2 protein-coding genes are annotated in these 2,086 nt (G+C 32.9%); both read left to right on the top strand.

Translation table 11 applies throughout. The features are described from left to right. On the top strand, positions 1-1,029 hold a 1,029-nt coding region (locus tag ACRDBA_RS12730), incomplete at its 5' end, for a pyruvate formate lyase family protein (protein ID WP_438573301.1). A 41-nt stretch (positions 1,030-1,070) separates the two neighbouring features. Continuing rightward, complete coding sequence (locus ACRDBA_RS12725) at positions 1,071-1,859, top strand: sulfite exporter TauE/SafE family protein (RefSeq protein WP_438573300.1); 789 nt, start codon at positions 1,071-1,073, stop codon at positions 1,857-1,859. The last annotated feature ends 227 nt before the right edge of the window (positions 1,860-2,086 follow it).

Genomic DNA, 2,086 nt, shown 5'->3' with positions numbered 1-2,086 from the left:
GCTAAAATGATGGAATTAGTATTAAATGGAGGATACTGTTTAAATAGTGATGAGCAAATAGGTCCTGATACAGGAAGTTTGGATAGATATGAGAGCTTTGATGAAGTATTAGAAAGTGTTGATAAGCAATTTGCATACTGGTGTACTCAAATGCGTGGAAGTATGGATGTTATAGATGTAGCACATAGAGAGCGTAAGCCGCTACCATATGTTTCAGCTTTATTTGAAGACTGTATAGAATCAGGTAAAGATATAAATGAAGGTGGGGCGAAGTACAATGGAACAGCACCACAGGCAGCAGGAATAGCTACATGCGCAGATAGTCTTGCGACTATAAAACAACTTGTATTTGATGAAAAGAAATACACTGGAGCAGAGTTACTTCAAGCAGTTAAAGATAATTGGGAAGGTCATGAAAAACTATACGCTCTTGTAAATAGTTCAAAAGTTCACCATTATGGAAATGATGATGATTATGCAGATGAGTTATTCAAGTTTATATTTGAATGTTACTGTAAGAACCTTAACGTAGGAGTTAACCCAAGAGGTGGAGAATACAACCCAGGTGTATATACAGTAAATGCAAATGTAGGTCTAGGAGTTAATACTAATGCTTCACTTGATGGACGTAAAAAAGATGAACCTATATCTGATAATATGGGACCCGTTCATACAGATGGTGGAGCTCATGATGTATGTGGACCGACAGCTATAGTAAATTCAGTGGCTAAAGTAGATCATAGTATAGCTACTAATGGAACACTACTTAATCTTAGATTTCCAGAAGATGCAGTTTCTGGTATAGAAGGAAGAGACAACTTATCTAGTTTTATAGATGAATACATAGCTAAAGAATCAATGCATGTTCAGTTTAATATAATGAGTGCAGAAACAATGAAAGCTGCGCAAAAAAATCCAGAGAATTATAAAGATATGCTTGTTCGTGTTGCTGGGTACAGTGCTTACTTTGTAGAGCTTGGTAAGAGATTACAAGATGATTTAATACAAAGATCAGAACTTCGTTTTTAATTTAAAAATATAGAAAAAAAGAATTTTAGGGAGAGTATAATATGGAATTTCAATTAGATTTTTTATGGCTAGGTTTATATCAAGTTTTTGCATTTTTTATTCAAGGAATTACAGGTTTTGGATGTACAGTTCTTTCAGCGCCATTCCATTCAGCAGTTTTAGGACCACAATTAGGTACTGCATATGCGACATTATTAACTATTCCAGTGCTATTATATTTAGGTATAAAGGAAATAAAGAATGTTTCATGGAAAGATTTAGTTAAGATTTTAGCTTTATGTGCTCCTGGAATATTAGTTGGGAACTTTTTATTAGCTTCAATAGATGTAGCAGTAGCAAAGGTTGCTATAGGTACAATGGTTACATTTATTGCTCTTATGAACATATATAAGCATATAATTTTACCGCTTGTTTTTAAGAAAGAAGAAGTTTTAGATGCTCCAGATACATTAGGAAAGAAAATTTTCCGTTATGGGTGTCTTATTGTAGGTGGAGTAGTTCATGGTGCATTCACAATTGGTGGTCCATTAATCACAGTTTATACACTTGATGCGGTTAAAGACAAAGAAAAGTTCCGTAACACAATGACTTGGGTTTGGATAGTATTGAATATTTATAATGCAGCAAATCATATTATAGCTGGATACTATACACCAGCAATGCTTGGTGCATCTGCTATAGGTTTACCACTTGCATTAATAGGTTTAATGATTGGTATGAGATGTATGTCAAAAATCAATCGTGTAACATTCTTACGTACAGTATATATAGTATTACTTATAATCGGTGTAGATATGTTAATTCGTAACGTACCAGCATTATTTATGTAATTAGACATTCAAAGGTGAACATCTATATAGGAGGTTCACCTACTTTAAAGGAGGAAAATAATAATGAAAGATTTTAATTTTAAAATACCACAAAATATTGAATTTGGAATAGGAAGCTTAAATAAATTACCTGAAATATTAAAAGACAACAATTCAGAACATGTATTTTTAATATCTGACCGTGGCTTAGAGAGCATAGGTGTTGTAAATAAAGTTCAAGATATAAT

Origin of the sequence: Clostridium sp. (genome assembly GCF_051654825.1) — a bacterium.
Taxonomy (GTDB): Bacteria; Bacillota; Clostridia; order Clostridiales; family Clostridiaceae; genus Clostridium.
The sequence above is the reverse complement of the archived record's forward strand: the minus strand, read 5'-3'. Positions and strand labels throughout refer to the sequence as shown.

What these genes read in the sequence shown, in the direction of transcription:
- ACRDBA_RS12725 (WP_438573300.1), top strand. Translation starts at nt 1,071, where the DNA reads ATGGAATTTCAATTAGATTTTTTATGGCTAGGTTTATATCAAGTTTTT.